The following is a 20400-nucleotide window of genomic DNA, read 5'->3' as shown; positions in this document are numbered from 1 at the left end:
GGGCATATAGGCGTTATCATGCCCCCCCTTTTATTGCCAACAAGGCCGACTGAAATGACCGATTGGTCCCTCGACCAAGCCCGCAAGACCTACTCGATCCCGCATTGGGCGGACGGTTACTTCGACGTGGATCAGGCCGGGCACATGGTGGTGAGACCGACCGGGGCGGACGGCCCGGTGGTATCGCTGCCCAAGGTGGTGGACGCTGCGCGCGCGGCCGGTGCCAAGCTGCCGCTGCTGGTGCGCTTCCCGGACATCCTCGGCCAGCGCCTGGGCAAGCTGCAGGCGGCCTTCGCCCAGGCCCAGCAGGACTGGGAGTACAGCGGCGGTTACACCGCCGTGTACCCGATCAAGGTCAACCAGACCCGCGGCGTGGCCGGCACCCTGGCCAGCCACCACGGCGAAGGCTTCGGCCTGGAAGCGGGCAGCAAGCCCGAGCTGATGGCCGTGCTGGCGCTGTCTCGCCCGGGTGGCCTGATTGTCTGCAACGGGTACAAGGACCGCGAGTACATCCGCCTGGCCCTGATCGGCCGCAAGCTGGGCCTGCAGACCTTCATCGTCATCGAGAAGCCGTCCGAGCTGAAGCTGGTGCTGGAAGAGTCCAAGGCGCTGGACGTGAAGCCGGGCCTGGGCGTGCGCATGCGCCTGGCCTCGCTGGGCGCCGGCAAGTGGCAGAACAGCGGTGGCGACAAGGCCAAGTTCGGCCTGTCGCCGCGCCAGCTGCTGGACCTGTGGAAGTCGCTGCGTGACACCGAGTACGCCGACTGCCTGAACCTGCTGCACTTCCACATGGGCTCGCAGATCTCCAACGTGCGCGACATCGCCAACGGCATGCGCGAAGCCACCCGCTACTTCGTGGAGCTGTCGCGCCTGGGCGCGAAGATCACCCACGTCGACGTGGGTGGTGGCCTGGGCGTGGATTACGAAGGTACCCGTTCGCGCAGCTTCTGCTCGATCAACTACGGCCTGCATTCCTACGCCAGCAACATCGTGCAGCCGCTGGCCAATGCCTGCGAAGAGTTCGGCCTGACCCCGCCGCGCATCGTCACCGAGTGCGGCCGCGCAATGACCGCGCACCACGCGGTGCTGATCGCCAACGTGTCGGAAGTGGAAGAGGCACAGGAAGGCCGCGTGCCGGACCAGCACGACGACGAGCCGGCAGCGATCCGCCACCTGCGCGAGATCCACGACGAACTGGACGTGCGCCCGGCGGTGGAACTGTTCCAGGAAGCGCAGCATTTCCATGCCGAAGGCCTGGCCAGCTACGCGCTGGGCCAGATCGACCTGCCGCAGCGTGCACGCATCGACGACCTGTTCTACGCCATCGCCCATGGCGTGCGTGCGCGCCTGAGCTACGACGAGAAGAGCCATCGCCCGGTGCTGGACGAACTGAACGAGCGCCTGGTCGACAAGTACTTCGTCAACTTCAGCGTGTTCGAATCGATCCCGGACGTGTGGGCGATCGACCAGGTGTTCCCGATCGTGCCGATCGAGCGCCTGGATGAAACCCCGGACCGCCGCGGCATCATCGCCGACATGACCTGCGACTCGGATGGCATGGTGGAAACCTATGTCGAGAACGAGAGCCTGGACAGCTCGCTGCCGCTGCACAAGATGAGGCCGGGCGAGAGCTATCGTATCGGCTTCTTCATGGTCGGCGCCTACCAGGAAATCCTGGGCGACATCCACAACCTGTTCGGCGATACCGACGCGGTGGAAGTGCTGGCCGATGCCGATGGCTACGCCATCACCCAGCAGCGCCGCGGCGACACCACCGACGTGATGCTGGATTACGTGGGTTACCGCCTGGACGAACTGCGTGCGACCTATGCGCAGCGCGTGGCTGCAGCGCAGCTGTCGCCGGAACGCGCGCAGGAACTGTCGGACGCGCTGGAAGCCGGCCTGACCGGTTACACCTACCTGTCCGACGAACCGCTGGTGTGATGGACGGCGCCGGGTTTGCCCGGCGCCACCGTTGCCGATGAGCGCGCGCGCGATCTTCCACCTGTTCCTGCATGCCGCCGTGCCAGCGTTGCTGGCATGGCTGTTCTGGCGCAAGCGCTTTGCCTCGGCGTGGCTGCTGATGCTGCTGGGCTGGATCATCGACCTGGACCATCTGCTGGCCGACCCGATCTATGCACCGAACCGCTGCAGCATCGGGTTCCACCCGCTGCACACCGCACCGGCCATCGCAGTCTATGCCGGGCTGTGCGTGCCGAAGAAAACGCGGTTGTTCGGTATCGGTCTGATCATCCACATCGTGCTGGACGCGATTGATTGCTGGTGGATGCATCACCGTTGATGCTTGGTGCGTGTCGACCAAGGTCGACACCTACCGGGTGCACGGCGACCGGTCGGATTGGCGCTCGGTAGAGCCGGCCACTGGCCGGCTTCCGCTGGGTGTTCCCGGTGATCACGTGGCTGCCGGCCAGCGGCCGGCACTACCCACCGTTGGGTTGGCCGCGTCACGCCACCGGCAACCACAACGTCGCACGCAGGCCCGGCTGCGCATTCTCCAGCTGCAATCGTCCGCCATAGCTGGCGGCGATATCGCCCACGATCGCCAGGCCCAATCCGCTGCTGCCTTCGCGCTCGTCCAGCCGTACACCACGCTGGGTGACCCGTTCCAGCGCGTCTGCGGCCAGGCCGGGGCCATCGTCGCGCACTTCGATGCGTAGCTGCCCTTCGCTGGTTTCCGCTTCGACAGTGACCTGCTGTTGCGCCCAGCGCCAGGCGTTGTCCAGCAGGTTGCCCAGCATCTCCTCCAGATCCGCACTGGCGCCGGCGAACTGCAGCGCCGGATCGATGCCTGCCGCCGTGAACGTGATGCCACGTTCGCCATGCACGCGTGCCATCAGCCGGCACATCGCCTGTGCGACGGCCGCCACGTCGGTGCGCTGGCGATGGTCGGCAGCCAGTCCTGCAGCCAGGTAACGGTCGACACTGGCCTGCATGCGCGCACTCTGCTCGCGCACGGTGGCACGCCAATGCGTGCCGTCGCTGTCAGCTTCGGTGGCCAATACGCTCAGTGGAGTCTTCAGCGCGTGCGCCAGATCCTGTGCACTGGTGCGCGCACGCGCGACCATGCGTTGCTGGTGGTCCAGCAGCGCGTTGAGTTCTTCACCCAGCGGTGCGACCTCCGCGCCCAGTCCCTGTGTGTCGATGCGCTGCGCATCGCCGCGACGTACCCGTTCCAGCTGCGCACCGAGGCGATGCAGCGGGCGCAGGCCGAAGTGCACCTGGCTGGCCAGCACCGCCAGCCACGCCGCGACCAGCACGCCCAGTGCGATGGCGGTGCGCTTGCGGAACGCGGCAACATCGGCATCCAGCGCGCTGCGGTCGGTGGCGACCACGGCCACGAACGGTTCGCTGGCGCGTGGCAGGCGCACCTGCTGCACGCGTGCACGCAGGAATTGTTGCAGCGGCCCGGGCAGATTGCGCGTGGCCGGCCCGGCGGCCTTCGCCGGCAGGGTTTCATCCCACAGCGAGCGCGACTGCAGCAGCACGCGGCCATCGGCACCGGCGATCTGCCAATAGGCACCGGAAAACACGCGCTGGAAGCGCGCATCATTGGGTTCCTGGCGCAGGCGCAACTGCCCGTCCGGGTCCACTTCGGCCTGTGACAGCAGGGTCAGCATGTCCTGCTGCAGTTCGTGGTCGAGGCGGTCGCGCGCGCTACGCTTGAACAGCTCGCCCAGCAGAGCGCTGGCCAGCAGCGAGACCAGCAGCAGCCCGACGCCGCCGGCCAGCAGCAGGCGCCGCCGCAGCGACGGTTGCCGGTTCATGGCTCGGCCAGCCGCCAGCCCTGGCCGCGCACGGTCTGGATCAGGTCGATGCCGAGCTTGCGGCGCACGCGTCCGAGCAGCACGTCCAGTGCGTTGGAGTCCGGGTCGTGGCCGCCGTCGAACACCTGTTCGCCCAGCCGGTCGCGGCTGATCACCTGTCCGCTGTGGTGGATGAAGTAGCTGAGCAGGCGGAATTCCTGCGGACTCAGTGGCAGCGCCTGTCCATCCAGCTCGAAGCGGCCGGCATTGACGTCCAGCTGCAGCGGGCCGCAGTGCAGGCGCGGGCTGGCGTGGCCATGGCTGCGGCGGATCAGGGCGCGCAGGCGCAGCACCAGCTCATCGGCCTGGAAGGGTTTGGTGAGGTAATCGTCGGCACCGGCATCGAAGCCGGCCAGCTTGTCGTGCCAGCGCCCGCGCGCGGTCAGCACCAGCACCGGAAAGCTGCGGCCGTTGCCGCGCCAGCGCTCGATCACGCTCAGCCCGTCCAGCCCGGGCAGGCCGAGGTCGACGATGGCGGCCTGGAGGTCTTCGATCTGCCCGATTTCTTCGGCCTCGCGGCCGTCAGCGACCACCGCCACCACATAGCCGGCCTGTTCCAGCAGGGGCACCAGGCGCTGTGCCAGTGCGGCATCGTCTTCGGCCAACAGGATGCGCATCAGTCGTCGAGCTCCGTCTTCAGCAGCTTTCCGCTGCGCGCATCATAGTCCAGCTCCACCACCACGCCGTCGCCGCGCAGGATCTCCACTTCGTAGACGCCGTCGTCCAGCTCCACTTCCAGCAGCTGGCCGGGGTAGCGCTTGAGCGCATCGCGCACCACGCTCTCCAGCGGCACGTAGCGGCCCTGCTGCACGGCGCGACGCGCGACCTGCTGCGCCGGGTCCTGCAGGGGCGCGGCGGCGGTCGGGGCGTTGGCCAGGGCCAGCAGCAGGGGCAGGGTGGCGAGCATGCGGGTAACGAAAGAGAGAGGGGTACAGGCGCGAGTGTGGCGGGGATGACTAACAGCCGGCTAACAGCCACGGCTACGGCGCTGTTAACCGGGCCATGCATCGTGGCGTTGCCGGGATGGTCCGGCCACGAACAGGAGAACCCCCATGTTGAAGTCGCTCACCCTCGCCACTGTTGCCCTGCTCGCCGTCGCGCCGGCCGTACAGGCCGCGCCGCTGGGCATGGCCCAGGTTGAACAGACCCTGCGCAAGGCCGGCTACACCCAGATCCACGAGATCGAACGCGATGATGGCCTGTGGGAGGCTGACGTGAGCCGCGCCGATGGCCGCTTCAGCGAGGTCTACGTTGACCCGAAGACCGGCGAGATCTTCGATGAGCACAGCGGCCGCGCGCTGCTGACTACCGAGCAGGTGCTGGCACGGGCGCAGTCGCATGGCCTGCGCGAGATCCATTCGCTGGAACGCGATGGTGCGACCTGGTCGCTGGAAGCCCGCAATGCCCGCAACCAGAAGGTAGAGGTGCGCCTGAGCGGTCATGATGGCCGCATCCTGCACAGCGAGCGCGATGGCTGGCTGGATTGACGTTGGCCTCTGTAGAGCCGAGCCCATGCTCGGCTTTGCGGCCAACCGTAGCCGAGCATGGGCTCGGCTCTACAGGGGCTGGCTTACCAGCCGTACGGCGGCGGGTAATCCCAGCCCGGCCCGCGGCCGTAGTAGCCGCCATACGGGCCGAAGAAGCCCGGGCCCTTGCCCTCACTCACGTGGATGTTGAGGTTGACCCCGTGGGTCTTGCCTTCATCGGTGGTGTAGTTCTTGCTCAGGTTCAGCGTGGCCGCGTTGTAGTGGCTGTTGCCGCCGTTCTTCGAATAGCCGATGCCGGTGGTGAAGCTGCCGGACACCTTGACCTTGTCGTCGGTCACGTCGGCGATCTTCGCATCGTCGTGCACGCGCGGGCCGCTCTTGTCACCGTAATAGGTGCCGGGCGGGTCCTGCTGCAGGGCCGGGTCGTTGAGGTAGCGCATCGGCGCCTGCGGCAGCGTCAAGTCCAGGCCGGCAGCCTGCGGCGCAGTGGCGCCAGCGGCGGACTGGGCCAGCACGGTTCCCGGCAGGGCCAGGCACAGCAACAGGGTCAGGGGGCGGATCATGACGGCGCTCCAGCGGACAGGTGGCCACGCAACACGCGGCGGTACAGGCCGACGCTAGCAGGGGTTGCTTGAATGATGCCTGTCGGCGCCCGCTTGCGGTAGAGCCAGGTCATGCCTGGCTGCACGCTACAACCGTTCGAACCCGAACAGCGATTCCAGCGCATGCCTGCGCCGCTCGATCCGGGCCCGCAGCAGCTGGGCGCCGATCATCGAATAAGTGATGCCGTTGCCGCCGTAGGCCATGGCGAAATGGACCCGCGGTCCCCACTGCGCGTGCGGGCCGAAGAAGGGCAGGCCGTCGGCGGTTTCGGCGAAGGTGCCGGCCCAGGAAAAGGCGGGTATCGGATCCAGTCGCGGGAACCAGTGCCGCAGCTGCTTCATCAGCTTGCCGGCCTTGCCATCAACGCGCCGGTCGCGCCGGGCGGGGATATCGATGGCGTCGTCCAGCCCACCCACCAGCAGGCGGCGGTCGCCGGTGGCGCGCAGGTACAGGTACGGGCGGGCGCTTTCCCACACCATCGTGTTGCGCAGCCTGCCGAGCACGTCCGCTTCGATGGGATCGGTGATGAAGGCATAGCTGCTGCGGTTGCGCGCAACCCGCTGTTCCAGCCACGTCTGGTTGGCATAGCCCATGGCCAGGACCACGTGGCGGGCACGGACCGTGGCGCCGGCCTCGGTCATCGCGGTTACGCCCTGCGCGCCAGGCTTGAGCGTGTGCAGCACGGTGCGGTCGTGCACATGGCCGCCGCGGCGGCGCACTCGTTTGAGCAGGCCGTAGGTGAGACAGTAGGGATCGACCCGCGCCGCCTGGCGGGTCAGCAGGGCGCCGCCGGCATCCACGTCGAAACGCTCGCGAAGCGCTTCGCGGTCCAGCCAGCGGGCATCCAGGCCGATGCTGCGCCGCGCCTCACCTTCGGCCATCAGGCGCGGCACGTCGCGATGGCGGCTGGCTAGGTACAGGCTGTCCATGCGCTGGAAATCCACGTCCTTCAACCCGCGTGCCACTTCGCCCAGTGCCGGGATTGCCTCCGCGCAGGCCCGGTACGCCCGTGCTGCGGCGTCTTGCCCGTAGCGTTCGGCCAGTTCGAGCAGATGGGTATCGATCTCGTACTGCAGCAGCGCGGTGCTGGCCGCCGTGCTGCCCCAGCCGATGTCACGCTGCTCGATCACGGCCACGTCATGGCCATGGTGGGACAGCTCGTCGGCAATCAGCGCGCCGGTGATGCCGCCACCGACCACCAGCACATCGCAGCGCAGATCCTTCTCCAGCGGGGGGAACGCCTGGATCAGTCCGTTGCGTACGGCCCACCACGGGTAACCGCTTTTCAGGTCCATGCGTGCGTGGGGCTCAGGCTGTGGGTTTGCCGGTATGTGGCGTCTGGATCAGTTCGGACAGATCGAAGCCCTGCAGGCGGGCCGCCGCCAGATAATGGTCCTGCACGGTCGCGTCCAGGCGCGGCTCGCGCGCCAGCAGCCACAGGTACTTGCGATCCGGGCTGCCGACCAGCGACACGCTGTAGTCCGGGGCGATCTGGATCACCCAGTAGTCGCCCTTGGCGAACGGCAGCCAGCGCAGGCCCTTGGGCAGGAAGCTGACCTCCAGCCGCGCGCTGTCGTTGTCGACAGCGCAGGCCTCGCCGGTGGCCTCTTCGATCTCGCCGTCCATGCGGCAGCGGTTGGTGACGCCGACGTTGCCGTTGTCGAGCAGGGTGTAGTGCGCCGATACGTCGGTGCAGCCTTCCGGCTCGTGGCGCATCGGCAGGCGTGCGATCTCGTACCAGGTGCCCAGGTAGCGCGGCAGCTTGAGGTCGGCGACGGTTTTCAGCGGCGGGTGCTCGGTCATCGGCGGTCGTGGCAGGGGTGGGCCTCCACGATGCCGATGGCCTTGCCATGGGCGGGTGAAGCCGGGGCGATGGCCGTGTCCAGAACGTTCCGTCGCCCCGGCGGAGCGCCCGTTGTCACCGGCCTGGGGGTATCCTGCCGCCAGCGCCGTGTTTTCCTGATCCAACCGAGGTGGAGGTGCCGATGTACCAGGTGATCCTGTTGAAGAGTGAATCTGCGTTCGCGCGCGAACAGTGGCCGCAGGTCGACGAACTGGTCGACTACGAAGGTGTGAGTTACAGCCTGCGCGCCGGCCCGCGCCAGCCGCTGCCGACCGACCACGACTGGCACCCGGTGGCGGTGTACGCGCCCGATGAGATCACCGAGGAAGAGTTCCAGGACTGGTATGCGCTGCAGCAGCCGACGGTGGAAGAGCTTCGGCTGAAGTACTGATGCGCGACGCTGGCGGGGCCGCCCATCCGGCCTTGACCGGCTCTGCCGTATAGTCGCGCGCAGGCGCGGTGGTCCGCGCGAACCGGTGTGGCTGCGTGTCTTCTTTCCTGCGATCGATCCGTGCACGGGGGCCCTGGTGGGTCTTGCTGCTGTGCACCGCCTTCCTGCTGTCCGCGCCGGTGCTGGCGCAGGATGAGGACCCCACGCCGAAGCAGCAGCTGGCGGATATCGATTCCAGCCTGAAGGATGTGGAGCGCAAGCGTGGCGATGCAGAAGCCACCGAGACGCTGGCGATGCTGTCCGAGAATGCCTCGCAGGCACGGCGCGATGCCGAGGCGCTGGAAAAGGCGCTGCAGCCGCAGCTGGACCGACTCAACGAACAGCTGGCGCAGCTGGGAACGCCGGCAGAAGGGGCCGCTGAGCCGCCGGAGCTGGCGGCGCAACGGCGCACCCTCACCAAACAGCGTGACGGCCTGGCCGCTTCGGTGGTGCAGGCCAAGGCCAGTGCCGTGCGTGCGCAGCAGCTGGCGGCGGACATCGAGCAGCAGCGAGCCGCGCAACGCACGGAAGAACTGGGCCAGAAGGTGGCCTCGCCGTTGTCGCCCGCGCTGTGGAGCAAGGTGGCCGAGCGTCTGCCGATCGATATCGCGCGGGTTGTGCCATTGGCCGGGCAGGGCCGCGATGCGCTGGTCGCCGGTATCCGCGCCCATGGCTGGGGCACGCCGTTGCTGGGCCTGCTGGCCGCGCTGGTGATGATGTTCCCACTGCGGCTGTGGCTGCGCAGGCTGGGACGCCGTTTTGCTGCGTCCGAACGTGCGCCTGATGGTCGACTGCGCCGGTCCGGCCTGGCCATGTGGCTGCTGCTGGTCGGTACGCTGCTGCCCGGCTATGCCGTGGTGGTGCTGATGGCGGCGCTGGATGCCATCGATGGAATCGCGCCGCGCCTGCAGGTGGTGGCCGACGGCCTGGAGACCGCAACGTTCCGCGCGGCCTTCATCGCCGCACTCAGCGCCTGCCTGCTGGTGCCCAAGCGCCCGTCATGGCGGCTGTTGAACCTGGACGACACCGCCGCGCTGAAGCTGCGCAAATACGCCTGGGGCGCGGCGGCGCTGGCCTGGCTGAGCACGGTGCTGGTGGCCCTGGACCAGGCCACGCGCACCAGCGACGTCACCACGGTGGCGCTGGACGGACTGATTGCGCTGACTTACCTCGGCCTGATCATGGCCATGCTGGTGACCCTGGCGCGCCTGCATCGCCGGCAGACCGCCGAGGCCGAGGCCAAGCTGGAAGCGCAGGCCGATGGCGTGGGTGCAGCCACGCCGGTGCGCCGCAGCAGCTGGCTGGTACTGGCCCGGGTAGCGGGTAACATCGCGGTGGTGGCCGCCATCATTGCCACATTGCTGGGCTACCTGAATTTCGCCAAGTTCGTGAACCAGCAATTGATCGGCGGCAGCATCGTGGTGTTGGCCGCGACGTTGCTGTTCAAGTTCGTCGATGACCTGAGCACGTGGATGCTCAACGCCGACAGCAAGGTCGGCCAGACCATCCTGCTCAGCACCGGCCTGAGCGTATCGCGGCTGGAACAGGCGGGCGTGCTGCTGTCGGCAGCGCTGCGTACCATCGTCGTACTGATCGCGCTGCTGGCGCTGGTGGCACCGTTCGGCAACATCGGCGCGGTGGTGGAGCGCTTCACTTCACTGTTCACGACCGGATTCGATATCGGTGGCACCAAGCTGGCACCGGCGGGGATCGTGTTGGCGGTACTGGCGCTGCTGGCCGGCCTGGCGATCACCCAGCTGGTGCAGCGCTGGCTGACCGACACCTACCTGCCCAAGACCGAGCTGGACCTGGGCGCACGCAATTCGGTGAGCACCGTTGCCCGTTACGTGGGCATCATCATCGCGGTGATCTGGGCGTTGAGCGCGATGGGCCTGCAGCTGAGCAAGCTGGCATTGCTGGTCAGCGCGCTGTCGGTGGGTATTGGCTTCGGCCTGCAGGTGATCACCCAGAATTTCGTCTCCGGCCTGATCCTGCTGGCCGAGCGCCCGGTGAAGATCGGCGACTGGGTGAAGCTGGGTGACCAGGAGGGCGACATCCGCCGCATCAGCCTGCGATCGACCGAGATCCAGGTGGGCGACAAGTCGACGCTGATCGTGCCCAACTCCGAGCTGGTCACCAAGACCGTGCGCAACATGACGATGGGCAACAACCAGGGCCGCATCCAGATCCAGTTCGCGGTGCCGCCCAGCACCGATGTCGGCAACCTGCGGCAGGCGCTGCTGGACGCATACACCGCGCACACCAACGTGCTGAAGCAGCCGGCGCCGACGGTCTACATCGACAGCATTGCCGGTGGCCAGATCACCATCAACAGTTTCGCGTACGTGGCCAGCCCGCGGCAGGTGTATGCAACCCGCAGCGATCTGTACTTCAGCCTGCTGCAGATCCTGGCCGAGCGGAACATTCCGCTGTCGACCCCGACCGACATCCACATCATCCGCGACCCGCAGGAGTAGGGGTTGTTTTGCAGGGCTGCGCCCTGCACCCGCGGTAGTGCCGGCCGCTGGCCGGCAACTTCAACAGCAACAGCAACAGCAACAGCAACAGCAACAGCTGATTTCCTGCGGGATGGCGGGGTGGGTCCGGTTGCGGTAGACGCCGTAAACCCCCAGGCCGGCCCAGCCCCTGGCGGCTGTGCGTTCGGGCGCTTGCGAAGCAGTGCTTCGCAAGCAAAGCGCCCTCACCCATGGGGGCTTGGCCGCGGCATCCATGCCGCGGACACTCCTGCGACCGGACCCACCCCGGCTTCGACAGTTTCCCGCGATTTGTCGGAAATGCTCTTGGGGTCAGATCCGTTTTCCGGAGGAAAACGGATCTGACCCCATCTTGATTTTCGATATCTGACAGAGTGTGTCGACCAAGGTCGACACCGCCCCGCCAAACCACGGATTGCACGCTGTTGCCGTTGCTTCTGAGGTTGCCGGCCAGCGGCCGGCACTACCACGGGTGCAGGGCGCAGCCCTGCAAAGAACCCTATCCCCGTGGTCGGCTGCGCGAGGGCACCAGTGCGAACGTATCCACCGCCAGCTTCTCGGCATGGTTCAACCACGCGCGGATCTCCAGATCATCCACTTCGTGGTCCAGCCCGAACGACACGTTGATCTTGCCGTCGGCATCGGGCTGCACCCACTGCTGGGCCAGCACCACCTTGCGCTGCGAGGACACCGCCTCGATCCAGAAACCGCGATCCGGGCGCGTGCTCGCCACCAGCTGCAGCATGTACTGGCCGGCACGGGTGCGGCGGCCCTTCTGGGTGATCATGTGCGCCTGGCGCACGCTCGGGCGCGGGCCCTGGAATGCGTCCAGCGGTGCATCGACCGCGATGCCGCCGCGCAGGTCATTGTCGCGGTACAGCTTGATGCCGTTGTCGCGGTTGACGAGCAGCGCACACCAGTCGCCGTCGGCCGAGCCGTCCTCGAATGCGGTGCAGCGATCAACATAGGCCAGCGTGTTGTCCGGATCCGCGTCATCGAACTGGCGCGAGGTGTTCTCCAGGTAGACCGACTTCAGCCCCCAGTCCTTGTCGTACTCCAGCAGCACCGGCGGCTGCACGTGCTGCAGGCCGACTACTACCTGGTCATCGCCATCGATCTTCAGTTCGCGGGTCGGTTCGCCCAGCCACAGTGAGCGGGCGAAGGCCAGGTACTGCGGGTAGTCGCGGCCACCATCGCGCCGGGCCGCCACGCTGGCGCTGGGTGCGCGTTGGCTGTCGATCAACGAGCGGCCAAAGCCCATCGTCTTCAGGTTCGGGTCCAGCAGGCTGAGCAGGGTGGCACCCGAATCCAGGGTGGTGCCGGCGTCGGCGCTGAGCTGCTGCGGGGCAATGCCATCGCCCAGGAACAGCAGCAGGTTCTCGCGCTTCTGCCGGGTCAGGATGTGGGTCAGATCGTTGGGCATCGCCAGGTGGTCGGAGGCGATCACGATCAGCGTGTCCTTGCCGTACGGGCTGGCCTGGATGCGCTGCACCAGCTGCGAGATCAGCCGGTCGCTGCACTTGAGCGCGTTGAGCATGTTGATGTTGCCGTACTGGCTCTGGTAGCGCTCGCCCTTGCACGATACCGGCAGGTGGCCCGCCGGGTGGTGGGTGTCCATGGTCAACGTGGTCAGCATGAACGGTGAACCGGCGCGCGAGAGCTGTTCGAAGCGCTGGTAGGCGGTATCCAGCAGCACGTCGTCGTGCACGCCCCAGGCCGAGTAGTGGATGCGGCCGATCTTCTTTTGCTGCTTGAACCAAGCGAGGTCATGCACTTCATCAAAGCCGTGGCTGGCCAGGAACTGGCCCTTGCCGGCGAACTGGCCGTTGGCACCCCCCAGATAGTGGTTGGTGTAGCCCTGCTGCTTCAGGTAGTCGCCCAGGCAGACCGCCTTGGGCAGGAAGCTGCCCATGCGGTCCATGCTGTTTTCATCGCCCTGCGAGGTGGTCAGCGGCACGCCGCACATCGACGACACCAGGCCGGCGATGGTCCAGCCGCTGCCTTCGGCCGAGGCCAGCCCACGCACGTCCAGCGACTCGGACGCCAGGCGGTTGAGGTTGGGCATCAGGCCGGGAAACACGGCCTCGTCCAGATAGGTGCGTTCCAGGCTTTCGCCGTAGATCCAGACGATGTTGCGCGGGCGCTGCAGCGGCTGCGTCGGCACCTGGTACTCAGGGGCGATGCGGGCGAAGTCGACCGGGCGCAGCTGCTGGTACAGGCGCTGGCCGTCGCGGGCCAGCGGGCTGATCATGATCGTGGCCACCCACACGGCCGCGAAACCGGCGAACAACGCGCCACCGTGGCCGGGCCGGCGCCAGCGCTTCACCCGTGTGGCGAACAGTGGCAGCAGCGAGACCAGCGCCAACACGATGAAGCCGGCGATGTAGCCCTTGAAGTCGGAGACACCGGCACCTTCCATGTCGGCGCCGAGGTGGTACAGGGTGGCGGCATTGAGCCCATCACCGGACAGCTTGTCGATCAGCCACCACGCGCTGAGCATGAGCAGCAGCAGCGAGAACGCGCCGGCCTTCCACCACACCCACTTGTCGGACGCGAGGAACAACCAGCACAACAGCAACAACGACAGCAGCAGTATCCAGAGCATAGGCAGCTTCGGCAGTGACGGGGTGGTGGTGATGGACGTCGTACCGACGCGTGTCCATCCGACCGGCGCTGCCGCAAGCACATGCATGTGACAGGCCGATGACCCGATAGTGCATGCACGAACCTGACTGAAATGTTTGTTGAAATGACGCGCGCGTAGTCGCGCTCAGAAGGTAAAACGAGCGTGAAAGGGGTAGCTGGATTGCATTAAAAACTGCATGAATACGGGCGTTTTCGTCGATGCGCTAGCGATGCCCGCGTTCTTCGCGTGCCCGCGCACGACGGTCGAACAGCAATGCACTGGTTACGATGCCCAGGCCGAGCACCACGCCGATGAACAACAGGATCAGGGCGATGAGCGGGTAACCGAACAGGTGCCAGCCGGTGTCGATCCTCATCATCATCGCGGCGGCCATGATCAATGCGGCGCTGATGATGCCGGCCGCCACGCGGTTGGCGATCTTCTGCAGGTTCTCCATCAGCCGCGATTCTTCCAGGCCGGTGACCTTCATCTGCAGGCGGTTCTCGGCCAGCAGCGCCATGATGTCCGACAGCTTGCGCGGCCCATCACGCAGCAGCTGCTGCAGCTCCATCGCCTCGCTGGCGATGTTGGCTGCAGACAGCGACTTCTTCAGGCGCGCACGCATCACGTGCTGCAGCTGGCGCTCGACGATGCGGCGCGTGTCCAGCTCTGGCGCCAGCAGCCGGCACACGGTTTCCAGGTTGAGCAGGGCTTTGCCGAGCAGGCTCAGTTCCGGCGGCGTGCGCAGGCCGCAGGCGGTGGCGATGCGCACCATGTCCAGCACCACGCGGCCTTCGGAGAAGCTGCCACTGGCCGCATAGCGCGCGATCAGCTGACCGGTTTCGCGCAGGTAGCGCTCTTCATCGAAGGCCTCCAGCCGCGTGCTGATACTGATCAGGTCATCGGCCACTTCCTCGCCACGGCCGTCGACCGCCGCGAACAGGATCTTCAGCAGACGCTCGCGCAGGCGCGGCGGCATGTGCGCGACCATGCCCAGGTCGAAGATCGCCAGCCGGCCGTCGGGCATCACCCGCAGGTTGCCCGGGTGCGGGTCTGCATGGATCTCGCCATGCACGAAGATCTGGTCCAGGTAGCCGCGGATCAGCGCCGCCGCCAACGGGTCCATGTCCTGCTCGGTGCGGCGTACGCCGGAGATCGCATCCACGCGCACGCCGGTGGCAAGCTCCATCGTCAGCACGCGCTGGCTGCTGTAGTCCCAGATCGGCTGCGGCACCCACAGCCGGCGGAACGGCCGCAGGTGCCGTCCGAAGCGCGCCAGGTTCTCGGCCTCGGCGTGGTAGTCCAGCTCCTGCATCAGGGTCTTGGCGAACTCGTTGAGCCAGTCGCGCAACCGCACGCGGCGACCCACCTGGGTCAGGTGGTCGGCGGCCAGCGCGAAGCTGCGCAGTGCCTCCAGGTCCGAGCGCAGCTGTGCGGCCACTTCGGGCTTCTGCACTTTCACCGCCACCTGGCGGCCATCGTGCAGCACCGCGCGATGTACCTGCGCGATCGAAGCACAGCCCAACGGCTCGGGATCGAACGAGGCAAACAGCTTGTTCACCCCTACGCCCAGTTCCTGCTCGATGATCGCGTGGATGCGCTCGACCGGGATCGGCGCCACCTTCTCCTGCATGCGCTCCAGCGCCGTGGCGAACTCTACCGGCACCATGTCCGGCCGCGTGGACAGCATCTGGCCCAGCTTGACGAAGGTCGGCCCCAACGCTTCCAGGTCGCTGACGAACTGTTCCGGATTGCCGTCGGCGGGCACGTCGGCCTGGTTGCTTGCCGCATCCAGGTTCATGCCCGAGAACACGCCCGAATGGCGGTAGCGCATCAGCAGGCGCAGGATCTGGCTGCGCCGGCTCATGCCTTTGACCAGCGGGGGATTGCCATTGGCGGCGGACGGATTGCTCAAGCGGGACTCCCATGCGACGAAGACAGGTAGCGCCGGCTGCGGGCCGGCAATGTCCGGATTCCGCAGTGTCGCCGGGGGGCGGTGGGCATGCGGTGAACCCGGTGTCTTCCGCAGTCCACACCGGATCGGTCAGAATCCGCCTATTCCCTTTCTTGGACGCCCCATGGCCGGTGCCAGCCTGTTCGCCCTGCTCGACGATATCGCCACCCTGCTCGACGATGTCTCGGTGCTGACCAAGGTCGCCGCGAAGAAGACCGCCGGCGTGCTCGGTGACGATCTGGCGCTGAACGCGCAGCAGGTCACCGGGGTCAACGCCAACCGCGAACTGCCGGTGGTCTGGGCGGTGGCCAAGGGCTCGCTGGTCAACAAGGTGATCCTGGTGCCGGCGGCCCTGGCGATCAGTGCGCTGGAAGCCTGGCTGCACAGCCGCGGCTGGAACGTGCCCCTGATCGTGCCGCTGATGATGATCGGTGGTGCCTTCCTGTGCTTCGAGGGCGTGGAGAAACTGGCGCACCGCTTCCTGCATTCGGCCGACGACGATGCCGAGCGCCAGACCGAACGCCGCAAGGCGCTGGCCGACGCGCAGGTGGACATGGTCGCGTGGGAGAAGGACAAGGTGAAGGGTGCGATCCGCACCGACTTCATCCTTTCGGCCGAGATCATCGTACTGACCCTGGGCGTGGTCGCCACCGCATCGTTCACCAACCAGCTGGTCACGCTGGCCGTGGTTGCACTGGCGATGACGGTCTTCGTCTATGGGCTGGTGGCGGGCATCGTCAAGCTGGATGACGTGGGCCTGTACCTGTCGCGCAAGGGTGGGGCTGTTGCCGCCTTCGGTCGCGGCCTGGTCGCGTCGGCACCGTGGCTGATGAAGTTCCTGTCGGTGGCCGGCACCATTGCCATGTTCCTGGTCGGCGGCGGCATCCTGGTGCACAACGTGCCGGCGCTGCACCACGCAGTACAGGCGCTGGGCGGCGAGGGCCAGTGGGGCTGGCTGGTCAGCGCGGCGGGCAACATGGTGGTGGGCATCATCGCCGGCGCCATCGTGCTGGCGGCGGTGACCGGGTTCCAGAAGCTGCGCGGCAAGTAGTCGCCGGCAGGTTCCCGGTAGAGGCCGACCTTGGTCGGCGCTTTGTTTCCCACGCGTGCCAACCAAGGTTGGCATCTACCAAAGCGGTTCAAGGTGGTCGGCATCGTCGCCGGCGGGTTCCCCGGTAGAGGCCGACCTTGGTCGGCGCTTTGTTTCCTGCGTGTGCCAACCAAGGTTGGCACCTACCAAAGCGGTTCAGGGTGGTCGGGATCATCGCCGGCGGGTCGCCGGGTAGAGGCCGACCTTGGTCGACGCTTTGTTTCTGCGTGTGCCAACCAAGGTTGGCACCTACCAACGTAGTTTGCTGCGGGCCGGACGGTCAGCCTGCCTGCACGCGGTTCTTGCCCTGCCGCTTGGCGGCATACAGCGCGTCGTCCGCGCGCCGCAGCAGGGTTTCGGTGTCGTCGCCGGGTTGCCATTGCGCCAGCCCGGCACTGAAATGCACCGGTACGCGCCGGTCCTGCACGGTCAGCACGCGATGCGCCAGTGAACGCTGAAGGCGCTGCACCGTGGCCATGCTGTCGGCGCCCTGGGTTTCCGGCAGCACCAGTACGAACTCGTCGCCGCCCAGCCGCGCGATGCCATCGGTGGCGCGCAGCAGCAGCTTGCAGACGGCCACCAGGTGCTGCAGCAGTGCGTCGCCACCGGCATGACCATGTGCATCGTTGGTCTGGTGGAAATCATCCAGATCGATCACCGCCACGCCCAGCGGCGAGTTGTTGCGTGCGGCACGGGCCAGCTCGCGTTGCAGCAGTTCGTCCAGGCCACGGCGGTTCAGCGCCTGGGTCAGTGGATCGATGCGTGCCAGGTCACCGGCCGCGCGCAGTTCCTGCTCCAGCTCGGCGATGCGCTGCTCGGCACGCTCCACTTCCTGCCGTGCGTTGGCCAGGTGATCGCGCGCCTGCGCGGCCTGCTGCTGCACCTTGCCGGTGTCGCGCATCACGTCCTGCAGAAGCTGGTTGAGGTCGGCGATGCTGCGCGCCTCGCGCAGCTGCAGCGCATAGCTGCCGATGCGATCGTGGTATTCGCCGGTGCTGGTGGCCATGCCATCCATGCGCTCGATGAACTCGCCCATTAGCCCGCGCATCGCCGCCTTCGAATCGTCGATGCCCTGGCGCAGCAGGCCCTGCTTGTAGATCACTTCGCGCAGTTCGGCGCGGGTGCGCTCGACCGCCTCAGCTTCCAACGGCCCGTCCAGCAGCTGGCGCACCGCGGCGATCTGGCCCTGCAGCCAGCTGCGGTCATCCAGCAGCTCGCTCACGTTCTCCAGCAGCAGCGCGAACAGCTCCAGCAGCAGCGCCTGCTGCTCCTGCCAGCTCTCGGCACGCACGCCGACCTGGTGGCCAAGTTCGCGCACGCCCTGCTCGATCGGTTCCAGCGCCGTGCCTGGCTGCCACTGGCGCAGGTGCATGGCCAGTGCCTGCGCCTGTTCGCGCAGGTCCGGGTCGTGCTGCAGCAGCGCCACCACCGCGCCGCCCAGCAGCAGCCGCAGCTGCTCGGACAGGCGCAGGCTTTCGGGTTGCCCATCCGGCGAATGCTGTTCGATGGTGCGGATGTACTTGTCGATCAACTGCCGCATCGCGCGCCCGTAGCGCGGCCAATCGGCGCTGGCCTGCGCCGACTGCAGGCGGTCGCCCATGTCGCCCAGCTCGCCGGGCAGGGTGGCCATGCCGTTGGCGAACGCGGCCAGCAGCGGTTCCGGCGCGTCGGCGCCTGCGAACAGCTGCTGCAGCGCCACGCCACCGCCGCCCTGCAGCACCACGCGGTCGCCCAGCCCATCGTCCACCACCGCGCGCACGCGTGCCGGCGGCCCAAGGGCGGTACCGGGGGCAGGGCGGTGGTCGGGCTGGTCCGTCATGGAGCGAATCCTGGGGGCTGGCAGGGACTGGTTCCAGCATATCGGCGCGGCCGCCGACGGCTTGAACGGCTAGGATGGGCGACAGGATGCCGCAGTGGAGGTGGTGATGCGCGTGATGTTGCTGGGGGCGACCGGCCTGGTCGGTGGGCTGACCCTGCCCCGGCTGCTGGACGACCCGCGCTGCAGCGCCGTGATCGCCCCGACCCGTCGCCCGTTGGGCGCAGCCCACGGGAAGCTGGAGAACCCGGTACTGGCCTTCGATGCGCTGCCCACCGCCGCCGGGTGGGCGGGCGTGGACGCGGTCATCTGCGCGCTCGGCAGCACCATTGCCCAGGCTGGCAGCCGCGAGGCCTTCCATCGCATCGACCATGATTACCCGCTGGCGTTCGCCCGTCTGGCGCAGGCGAAGGGTGCGCAGACCTATGTGCTGAATTCCGCAGCCGGTGCCGATCCGCGGTCGTCGATCTTCTACAGCCGGGTGAAGGGTGAATTGGAGCGCGATCTGCGCGCGCTGGGCTTCACCTCGTTGACCCTGGTCCGCCCAGGGTTGATCGGTGGCGAGCGCAACGAGGTGCGGCGCGGTGAGCGTCTCGCGCTGAAGGTGCTGGGCGTGCTGGGGCCGGTACTGCCACGGGCGTGGCGGATCAACCCGGCCAGCGAGATCGCCAAGGCGCTGGTCGAGGCCGCGCTGGCCCCGCAACCGGGTGAGCACGTGGTGGCATCGAGCGCACTGGCCGGCTGATGTCGCGTGCGCTGCGCCTGACCCAGCTCCAACAGCTGCTGCGCCGCCATCGGCGGCCGGTGGCCGGCCAGGTGCTGGCCGACGCGCTGGGAGTCAGCCTGCGCACGCTGTACCGCGATATCGAAACCCTGCGCGAGCAGGGCGCCGACCTGCGCGGCGAGGCCGGCGTCGGCTACCAGCTGACGCCGAGCGATACCCTGCCGCCGATGACCCTGCCACCGGCCGAGATCGACGCACTGGTGCTGGGCCTGCGCTGGGTGGCGGCCCGTACCGAACCCGCGTTGGCCGAAGCCGCACGCGATGCCCTGGCGCGTATCGCCCATGTGTTGCCCGCAGCGCGGCGCGAGGCCCTGCGTGACAGTGGCCTGCGGGTGGGCCCTTCGCGTGCGGCGGCCAAGGTTCCCCCTGCTCGTCTGCAGGTCGTGCGAGAGGCTGTCGGTTCACAGCAGCGCCTGAAGTTCGGCTACGAGGACGCGCACGGCCAGCGCAGCGAGCGCATCGTCTGGCCGTTCGCGCTGGGCTACTTCGATGAGGTGCCGATGCTTGCGGCGTGGTGTGAGCGCCGCGAGGATTTTCGCCATTTCCGCCTGGATCGCATCCGCCAGGTGCGCGTGCTGGAGGAGCACTACCTCGTACCACGCGCCACGCTGCTGCGGCGCTGGCAGAAGGCGCAGGGCATCGCGCCGGACTGGCTGGACCGTTCGTAGCGTCGGGCCTGCTCGACTGCTGCTGCGTTCTGCTTCCTGCCTCTGGGGGAGGGCGGCCTTCGCACTTTGCTCCTGGTAGGGGGCGAGCTTGCTCGACCGCCTTTGATCTTCGCGAACAGCAGTCGAGCAAGCTCGACCTCTTCCAGGGCAGTGGCAACGGCAGTCGAGCAAGCTCGGCCTCTACCAGGGCAGGAGCGACGGCAGTAGAGCACGCTCGCCGCTACTGACAGAATCTGTCAGCAGGGCCGTACCACCATGATCGCTCCCAACAACGGAGCTTCCCCATGTTCACGCCCAGCACCCTGCTGCAGTACGTGCGCGACGTCGCCACCAGCGCCACCTTCTACAGCGGCATCCTCGGCAAACCGCCGGTCGAGCAGTCGCCTGGCTTCGCCCTGTTCCTGCTCGGCGATGGCGCCGCACTCGGCCTGTGGCAACGCGATGACGTGCAACCGCCGGTGTCTGCGCAGGCAGGCGCCGCCGAACTGGCGATGGTGGTCGCAAACCCCGAGGCCGTGCAGCAGATGCACGATGCGTGGCGTGGGCTCGGCGTGCAGATCCTGCAGTCGCCGGTGACGCTGGAGTTCGGCCACACCTTCGTCGGTGCCGACCCTGATGGCCACCGGCTGCGTGTGTACAGCCGCGCCGAAGGCATGGTCGCGCGCGATTGATCGCCCGCATTGTGTAGATCCACGCCATGCGTGGATGCCGGAAAAAAAACGCCGGGCAATGCCCGGCGTTCTCTCCAAGTCATGTGCCAACCAACGGTTGGCACCCACC

At 67.4% G+C, this 20400-nt stretch carries 18 protein-coding genes; 9 read left to right on the top strand and 9 right to left on the bottom strand.

Going from position 1 to position 20400, the window contains the following annotated elements:
• Nucleotides 1–54 precede the first annotated feature (54 nt).
• Both speA and QP609_RS19365 read left to right on the top strand, forming a co-directional pair.
• Nucleotides 55–1944: an arginine decarboxylase gene (speA, locus tag QP609_RS19370; RefSeq protein ID WP_014648708.1), complete on the top strand. Its 1890-nt coding sequence runs from the start codon at nt 55–57 to the stop codon at nt 1942–1944.
• 37 nt (nt 1945–1981) lie between these two features.
• A complete protein-coding gene (locus QP609_RS19365) occupies nt 1982–2302 on the top strand; it encodes a DUF6122 family protein (protein WP_005411369.1) in 321 nt (106 codons plus the stop codon).
• A 163-nt stretch (nt 2303–2465) separates the two neighbouring features.
• Here QP609_RS19365 and QP609_RS19360 read toward each other — a convergent pair whose 3' ends face one another.
• From QP609_RS19360 to QP609_RS19350, 3 genes are read right to left on the bottom strand one after another with little or no spacing between them, the layout of a single operon-like run.
• Nucleotides 2466–3785: a HAMP domain-containing sensor histidine kinase gene (locus QP609_RS19360; RefSeq protein WP_197621529.1), complete on the bottom strand. Its 1320-nt coding sequence runs from the start codon at nt 3783–3785 to the stop codon at nt 2466–2468.
• A complete protein-coding gene (locus QP609_RS19355) occupies nt 3782–4441 on the bottom strand; it encodes a response regulator transcription factor (protein ID WP_049441948.1) in 660 nt (219 codons plus the stop codon). The genes QP609_RS19360 and QP609_RS19355 overlap by 4 nt, the downstream gene beginning before the upstream one ends.
• Nucleotides 4441–4731 carry a PepSY domain-containing protein gene (locus QP609_RS19350; protein WP_049403791.1) on the bottom strand — a complete coding sequence of 97 codons (291 nt, stop codon included), beginning with the start codon at nt 4729–4731 and terminating at the stop codon, nt 4441–4443. Before QP609_RS19350 ends, QP609_RS19355 begins: the two co-directional genes overlap by 1 nt.
• A 145-nt stretch (nt 4732–4876) precedes the next feature.
• On the opposite strand from QP609_RS19350, the gene QP609_RS19345 reads away from it, so the two are divergent.
• On the top strand, nt 4877–5311 hold the full coding sequence (locus QP609_RS19345) for a PepSY domain-containing protein (protein WP_032958820.1): 435 nt from the start codon (nt 4877–4879) through the stop codon (nt 5309–5311).
• A gap of 83 nt (nt 5312–5394) precedes the next feature.
• On the opposite strand, the gene QP609_RS19340 is transcribed toward QP609_RS19345, so the two are convergent.
• From QP609_RS19340 to QP609_RS19330, 3 genes are all read right to left on the bottom strand, one after another.
• Nucleotides 5395–5874, bottom strand: a complete 480-nt coding sequence (locus QP609_RS19340; RefSeq protein ID WP_014038776.1) for a hypothetical protein — start codon at nt 5872–5874, stop codon at nt 5395–5397.
• Between the two features lie 126 nt (nt 5875–6000).
• Nucleotides 6001–7209: an FAD-dependent oxidoreductase gene (locus QP609_RS19335; RefSeq protein ID WP_197605372.1), complete on the bottom strand. Its 1209-nt coding sequence runs from the start codon at nt 7207–7209 to the stop codon at nt 6001–6003.
• Between the two features lie 13 nt (nt 7210–7222).
• The gene (locus QP609_RS19330; protein ID WP_032958822.1) at nt 7223–7717 is read right to left on the bottom strand and encodes a lipocalin family protein; all 495 of its coding nucleotides are present in this window, start codon (nt 7715–7717) and stop codon (nt 7223–7225) included.
• A gap of 182 nt (nt 7718–7899) precedes the next feature.
• On the opposite strand from QP609_RS19330, the gene QP609_RS19325 reads away from it, so the two are divergent.
• Together QP609_RS19325 and QP609_RS19320 are read left to right on the top strand one after the other, a co-directional pair.
• Entirely contained in the window at nt 7900–8148 is a 249-nt protein-coding gene (locus tag QP609_RS19325) for a hypothetical protein (RefSeq protein ID WP_014648700.1), read from the top strand.
• 95 nt (nt 8149–8243) lie between these two features.
• Nucleotides 8244–10664 (top strand): DUF3772 domain-containing protein, encoded by a 2421-nt coding sequence (locus QP609_RS19320; protein WP_197621473.1) that lies wholly within the window; start codon nt 8244–8246, stop codon nt 10662–10664.
• 517 nt (nt 10665–11181) lie between these two features.
• On the opposite strand, the gene QP609_RS19315 is transcribed toward QP609_RS19320, so the two are convergent.
• On the bottom strand, nt 11182–13287 hold the full coding sequence (locus tag QP609_RS19315) for a phosphoglycerol transferase I (protein WP_053496302.1): 2106 nt from the start codon (nt 13285–13287) through the stop codon (nt 11182–11184).
• Nucleotides 13288–13531: 244 nt separating this feature from the next.
• Nucleotides 13532–15175 (bottom strand): AarF/UbiB family protein, encoded by a 1644-nt coding sequence (locus QP609_RS19310; protein WP_227863714.1) that lies wholly within the window; start codon nt 15173–15175, stop codon nt 13532–13534.
• 211 nt (nt 15176–15386) lie between these two features.
• On the opposite strand from QP609_RS19310, the gene QP609_RS19305 reads away from it, so the two are divergent.
• Nucleotides 15387–16313, top strand: a complete 927-nt coding sequence (locus tag QP609_RS19305) for a DUF808 domain-containing protein (RefSeq protein ID WP_014648696.1) — start codon at nt 15387–15389, stop codon at nt 16311–16313.
• Nucleotides 16314–16632: 319 nt separating this feature from the next.
• Here the strand turns inward: QP609_RS19305 and QP609_RS19300 are convergent, their stop codons facing one another.
• A complete protein-coding gene (locus QP609_RS19300) occupies nt 16633–18171 on the bottom strand; it encodes a GGDEF domain-containing protein (protein ID WP_014648695.1) in 1539 nt (512 codons plus the stop codon).
• Nucleotides 18172–18277: 106 nt separating this feature from the next.
• Here QP609_RS19300 and QP609_RS19295 point away from each other — a divergent pair, with 106 nt between their 5' ends.
• The 3 genes from QP609_RS19295 (at nt 18278) to QP609_RS19285 (ending at nt 20291) form a co-directional block, all read left to right on the top strand.
• Nucleotides 18278–18913, top strand: a complete 636-nt coding sequence (locus tag QP609_RS19295) for an NAD-dependent dehydratase (protein WP_197621472.1) — start codon at nt 18278–18280, stop codon at nt 18911–18913.
• Nucleotides 18913–19620, top strand: coding sequence for a YafY family protein (locus QP609_RS19290; RefSeq protein ID WP_197621471.1), 708 nt, complete (start codon nt 18913–18915; stop codon nt 19618–19620). Before QP609_RS19295 ends, QP609_RS19290 begins: the two co-directional genes overlap by 1 nt.
• A 284-nt stretch (nt 19621–19904) precedes the next feature.
• Nucleotides 19905–20291 (top strand): VOC family protein, encoded by a 387-nt coding sequence (locus QP609_RS19285; protein WP_014648692.1) that lies wholly within the window; start codon nt 19905–19907, stop codon nt 20289–20291.
• Nucleotides 20292–20400: the final 109 nt, after the last annotated feature.

It is taken from the genome of Stenotrophomonas sp. 8(2023) (genome assembly GCF_030345295.1).
Classification (GTDB): domain Bacteria; phylum Pseudomonadota; class Gammaproteobacteria; order Xanthomonadales; family Xanthomonadaceae; genus Stenotrophomonas; species Stenotrophomonas muris.
The sequence above is the reverse complement of the archived record's forward strand: the minus strand, read 5'-3'. Positions and strand labels throughout refer to the sequence as shown.